The sequence below is a fragment of the Streptomyces sp. NPDC058534 genome (genome assembly GCF_042717365.1).
GTDB lineage: Bacteria > Actinomycetota > Actinomycetes > Streptomycetales > Streptomycetaceae > Streptomyces.
In genome coordinates, this window is the sequence record NZ_JBHXNW010000128.1 from 6,393 (window position 1) to 11,353 (window position 4,961).

Annotated in this window: 3 protein-coding genes; all 3 read right to left on the reverse strand. The window is 71.5% G+C overall.

All coding sequences use genetic code 11. The annotated features are described in order from the left end of the window. Positions 1-135: 135 nt before the first annotated feature. Complete coding sequence (locus ACFWR9_RS40955; protein ID WP_383852266.1) at positions 136-717, reverse strand: HutD family protein; 582 nt, start codon at positions 715-717, stop codon at positions 136-138. A gap of 88 nt (positions 718-805) precedes the next feature. Next, positions 806-3,571: an aminotransferase class I/II-fold pyridoxal phosphate-dependent enzyme gene (locus ACFWR9_RS40960; RefSeq protein ID WP_383852268.1), complete on the reverse strand. Its 2,766-nt coding sequence runs from the start codon at positions 3,569-3,571 to the stop codon at positions 806-808. After that, positions 3,564-4,766 carry an imidazolonepropionase gene (gene hutI / locus ACFWR9_RS40965; protein WP_383852271.1) on the reverse strand — a complete coding sequence of 401 codons (1,203 nt, stop codon included), beginning with the start codon at positions 4,764-4,766 and terminating at the stop codon, positions 3,564-3,566. The genes ACFWR9_RS40960 and hutI overlap by 8 nt, the downstream gene beginning before the upstream one ends. Positions 4,767-4,961: the final 195 nt, after the last annotated feature.

A 4,961-nucleotide genomic window follows, 5' to 3' on the forward strand; every position in this document is an offset into this window, starting at 1 on the left:
CCACCACGGCGACCGCGGTCTCCATCGCCGGTGTCGCCCAGACGGCGACCCGGCCCGCGGGCCCGAACCGCCCCGCCCGGGCGCCCGCGGCATCGACCCCGCCGGCGGGCGACCCGGCCCGGGCGGCCCGGCCGGTCAGCGGCCAGGCAGCCCGGGCCGTTCGTCGAGAGTGACGACGGCCACGACCCCCTCGACGCTGAACGAGGCGGAGTCCCCGCTGGAGAACAGGACGGCGTCGAACGGGCCGAGGGGTACGAAAGCCTGGTGGAGCACGGCCCACCCCTTCAGGACGACCACGAGGACGCGGGTGCCGGCCGATGCGCGCACGGATGCGGGCGAGCGTTCGATCCGGACCTGTGCCGTCGCCCGCGAGCGTCGGACCATCACGTTGAAGTCGGTGATCGGCCCGCCGAGCAGCTCGCACTCCGTGGCGGCGTCACCGGGGAAGGCGAAAGGCTCGTACGGTGCGTCCACCATGTGCGGTACGCCGTCGACGGTGAGGGCCATGCCCGGTCCGTCGACGACGGTGATGATCCTGTCGACTCCCTCGAACGCGGAGAACGGTCCGCTGTGCGCCACTTCGGCGACGCTCACCCGCCACATGAAATCGTCGGCCCCCGCACCCTCGGGATGGACCGCGACCTGTGACGTCACGCCTCCGCCGTTCTTCCACGGTGCAGGCGTCCTGCTGTCCGCACGCAGTATCTGCGGTGCCATGTGCTTTCCTTCCGGATCGAATTGCCGAAAACGCCTCCTTCCTCCGGCACCGGGGCGCGGGGAGAGGAGGCGTCATGCGGGACGTGGTCTATCGCGCATCCGCGAGCTGTGCCCTCAGCGCCGCCTCGGTGAAGACCCGGTACCCGGTCTCCGGGGCGTACCCGTGGATCTCGCGGGTGTCCAGGGCCGCCATGTAGGCGAGGACGTCCTTGCTGACCACCTGGCCCGGAACGAGCACCGGGAACCCCGGAGGGTAGGGGGTGACGAAGGTGGCGGAGACGACCGGCCGGCCCTCGGCCATCGCGTCGGTGATCTCCTGGGCGGAGAGGTACTCGCACTCGGCTTCGTCGTAGGCGAGGTAGAACGCGGTGCGCATGTCCCCCGCGGGGGTACGGGCGCTCGGGCGGAAGGCCGGATGGAACTCGCTGAAGTCGGGCAGGGCGGCGGATCCGCCGGCGAGGCCGTTCACCGTCCGCTGGTGCGCGGCGCGTTCGCGGGGGCTCATCTCCTCGACCCGCTCCGCGAGTTCCTCGGCGATCTTGACGAGCACCTCGATGAGATACGCGACCGCGCTGCGCGTCGTACCGATGTTGGTCATGAACAGCAGCGTGTTGCGGGTGGTCTTGTTGACCTGTACGCCGTACCGGTCCATCAGGAGCTCATGCTTGAAGGTGTCTCCGTCGACACCGGTGAGCCCGATGTGCATCGTCGCGCGAGTGGGGTCGAGGACGAACTCGTCCTCCTCCCATGCCTGAGCCATCCGCGCCAGGCCCGTGCGCAGCGGCTGCTCGATGCCGGAGGAGCGGAAGCGCGGTGGGATGAGCTCCGGAGTGGTGAGGAAACGCAGGCACCGGCTGAGCAGCGGGTGCTGCTCGATGGCGTCCCTCAGCACGCCCGCCTGTTCGAGCTGCTTCTGCACCAGTTCGAAGCCCTCGAGCACCGCCTGTCGGCGGCCGAGGTCCATGGAGGCGAGGATCTGGTAGTTGGGCGACGTCGAGGTGTGCGTCATGTACGCCTCGTGGAAGGTCTCCGCCACCTTGTGGCGGAAGTCCTGGTCGAAGACGTGGACCATGGAGCCCTGACGCAGGGAAGTCAGCGTCTTGTGCGTCGACTGGGTGGCGTACACCCGCACCCGGACCCTTTCCGGGTCGGGCAGCAACCGGGTGGCGAGGAGGGTCTCGTCGTCAGGGTCGTCGCCGAGCCGCTCTCGGTGCGCGGCGTACTCCTCGGCATACCGCGCCTGGCGGTAGCGGTCGGTCAGCGCGCGGGCCGCGTCCATCGCGGTGCGGCGGCGGTAGACGGGGTGGAAGCGGGCGAAGGCGAACCACGCCTCGTCCCACAGGAACGCCAGGTCCGGCTTGAGGGCCAGGCACTCCTCCATCACCCGCGAAGGGTTGTAGACGATCCCGTCGAACGTGCAGTTGGTGAGCATGAGCAGCTTGACGCGATGGAGGACGCCCTCCTTCTTCAGCATCAGCAGCTTGCGCTTGATCTCCTCCACCGGCACGGCTCCGTACATGCCGTACGCGTCGAGGGGATACGCATCGAGGTAGACGACATGGGCGCCGGCCAGCACCAGGCCGTAGTGGTGGGACTTGTGGCAGTTACGGTCCACGAGCACGATGTCGCCGGGCCGCACCATCGCCTGTACGACGATCTTGTTGGCGGTGGACGTGCCGTTGGTGACGAAGTACGTCTGCCGGGCGCCGAACGCCTCGGCCGCCAGGTCCTGGGCTTCCCGCAGCGGGCCGGTGGGCGCGAGGAGGGAGTCCAGCCCGCCGGAGGTGGCGGAGGTCTCGGCGAGGAGGATGTTCAGCCCGTAGAAGCGGGCCATCTCCGGTATCCAGTGCGAGTTGACCACCGAGGTGCCCCGGGAGATGGGCAGTGCGTGGAAGACGCCGGTCGGCCGCCGGCTGTGGGCGCGCAGCGCGGTGAAGAACGGCGCGCGGAAGCGTTCGGCGATGCCGTGCAGAATGGACAGGTGCAGTTCGAGGAGTCCTTCACGGGCGAGGAAGACCCGACGAAAGCGCCGGCTGAGCCGGCCGGCGGTCGTCTCCACCGCCCCCTCGGACATCAGGTACAGATCCAGCTCGGGACGCAGCGCGAGCAGCCGGTCGCCCAGTACCTGCGCCCGCTCCTCACCGTGCCGCCAGTTCTCCTCCGGGACGTCGGCGGGGTCCGCGGCGGCGCCTTCGAAGAAGCGCCGCACCACCCGCAGGTCGTGCCGGGACCGGTCGGCGAACCGGTGGCGGATGACGACGGCCTGGAGACTGGAGTTGACGAGCGACGCGATGACCGCGTCCTCGAAGCTGGGAGCCACGACGAGCTCGTAGACGAACTCGTCCTCGGCGCGCCGGATGTGGTGCAGCTCCTTGCGGAGCGCCTCCTCCTCGGCCGAGTCCAGATCGCCGACGACGAGGACCTCGAAGTACGGTCTGGCCCCCGGGTACCGGTGCGCGGCCGGATCGTCCGCCGCCTCGTCGTCGCCGGGGACCGCGCACGCCCCAGAGGCTGCCGGGGAAGCCGTCGAAGCGGCCGCGGGGGACGTGGGGTTGCGGTGGCTGTCGCTGCCCAGGGCGCGGTTGAGGTCCTCGGTGCGCCTGGCCAAGCGGTGGTGCTCCCCGTCCTCGTGCAGCCGCTGGAGCTCCTCGAGCCCGGCCGTACCGGGGAAGGCCCAGCAGTTCTCGATCGGTGCCAGCAGCCGGAACAGCTCCTCCAGCCGCACGGATGCTTGCGGGCACGCGCCGGCACCCTGCTCCGAGAGCTGGTGGGTGAGGTCCGCCAGCGAGCTCCAGGCGTCGGCGCGCAACTGCCCGACGCTGTTGTGCACAGTGGCGGTCGGCAGGTCATTCACCGGGGCGCACCCCTTCGCACGGTCGGCCCGCCCGCCGGACGGCGGAGACCAGCGGCACCCCGGGGCGGTAGGCCAGGTGCACATGGGAGGGCGCGTCCAGGAGGACGAGGTCGGCCCGCGCCCCCGGAGAGAGGCGGCCGACGTCCGTGCGGCGCAGGGCACGTGCACCGCCCGCCGTCGCCGCCCACAGCGCCTCGTCGGGCGTCATGTGCATCTCCCGGACGGCCAGCGCGATGCAGAAGGCCATGGAACTCGTATAGGACGAGCCAGGGTTGCAGTTGGGCGAGAGCGCGACGGTCGCGCCCGCGTCGAGGAGACGGCGGGCGTCGGGGTAGGGCGAGCGGGTGGAGAAGTCCGACCCCGGAAGCAGGGTCGCGACGGTCTCCCCATGAGCGAGGGCGTCCACGTCGGCGTCGGTGAGGTACGTGCAGTGGTCGGCCGACGCCGCCTCCAGCTCGACCGCGAGCTGGACGCCCGGCCCGTGGGAGAGCTGGTTGGCGTGCACCCGCGGCACGAGTCCTCTGGCCGCCGCCGCGGTGAGGACCGCCCGCGCCTGGTCACCGTCGAAGGCGCCCTGCTCGCAGAAGACGTCCGCCCAGCGGGCGTGCGGGGCGCACGCGTCCAGCATGGGGCCGGTGACGAGATCGACGTAGCCGCCCGGGTCGTCCGCGAACTCCGCCGGCACGAGGTGGGCGCCGAGGTAGGTCACCTCGCCGGTGTGGGCGGCGGCGACGGACACGGCGCGCGCCTCGTCCTGAACCGTCAGGCCGTAACCCGACTTGGTCTCCAGGGTGGTGGTGCCCTGCCGGAGCGCCTCACGCACATGACGTACGACCGTCGCGTGCAGCTGCTCGTCGGTGGCGCCGCGAGTGGCGTCGACGGTGGTCTGGATACCGCCGGCCGAGTACGGTCGCCCGGACATGCGGGAGTTGAACTCGGCCGTGCGGTCGCCGGCGAAGACGAGATGGGAATGGGAGTCGACGAAGCCGGGGATCACGGCCCGGCCTCCGGCGTCCACCCGCTCGTCGGCCGCCGGAGCCTGGGCGGCCGGGCCGGCCCAGGCGATGTCGGTGCCGTCGATGAGAAGCGCGGCGTCGGAAAGCAGCCCGAGCGGGCCCTCACCGACGGCGGGGTCGTTGGTGACCAGCGAGCCGATGTTGGTGACGAGGGTGCTGGGTGGATGGTGCGAATCCATGCGGATACTCCTGGGAGAGCGTGGAGCCGGTCGTTCCGGGGCCCCGCCGCGGCGGGGCCGCGCGAGGGCGCCCCCCCCCGCCGCCCGCGCGCGGTGGGGCGGCGTGCTCCGTGCCCCCGCCGCGCGCGGCGCCGCCCCCGCCCCCCGACAGCCACTCGTGCTCCTTGCTGTAGCGCAGCTGCTGGGGGTTGCTCA